The organism is Cellulophaga sp. F20128 (assembly GCF_023015805.1).
Lineage (GTDB): Bacteria > Bacteroidota > Bacteroidia > Flavobacteriales > Flavobacteriaceae > Cellulophaga.
Window position 1 is genome coordinate 1 of sequence record NZ_JALKBA010000070.1, and the last position, 571, is coordinate 571.

At 35.6% G+C, this 571-nt stretch carries 1 pseudogene; it reads left to right on the forward strand.

Annotation, left to right across the window (positions count from 1 at the left end):
* Nucleotides 1–365: pseudogene (locus MWU65_RS17510) on the forward strand (sugar phosphate isomerase/epimerase); the annotation flags it as partial.
* Between the last annotated feature and the right edge of the window lie 206 nt (nt 366–571).

The window sequence follows — 571 nt, forward strand, 5'->3', positions numbered from 1 at the left end:
CCGACTTATCGCATTGGTGTTGTGTAGCTGAAACTATGTTAGAAAATCAACCTAAAGCCGTACAAAAAGCTATTGAGCATACTTACCATGTTCATGCAAGGGTTGGTTCTGCCCAGAGCCCACAAGTAATAGACCCAAGAGACTGTAATTACGATCAAGAATTACTTCAATTTCAAGAATGGTGGGGTCTGATGATTAAAAATGCAAAGGATAATAATCGGGAACAACTAACAATAACCCCAGAATACGGTCCCTTTCCATATACAATTCATACACCAAATACAAAGATTCCTATGGGTGACCAATGGGAAATTAATGAATTTATTAGAAAAGGAATCCTACAAAATTATAATATAGAGGTATAGGTCTCTATGTACTTATTATTAACACTATTTTTATGAAGTTTATACTATCAATCTTAGCACTCTGTTTATTTACTTACTCTTGCTCTCCTTCAAAAGAGGAAGGACCTGAAATTATGGCGGCTGAAGACGTTCTTATACGAACCTTGGGACCCGAAAAGGCTTCTAAATTTATTTTCACCTACATTGAAAATGATTCCTTAGATTCT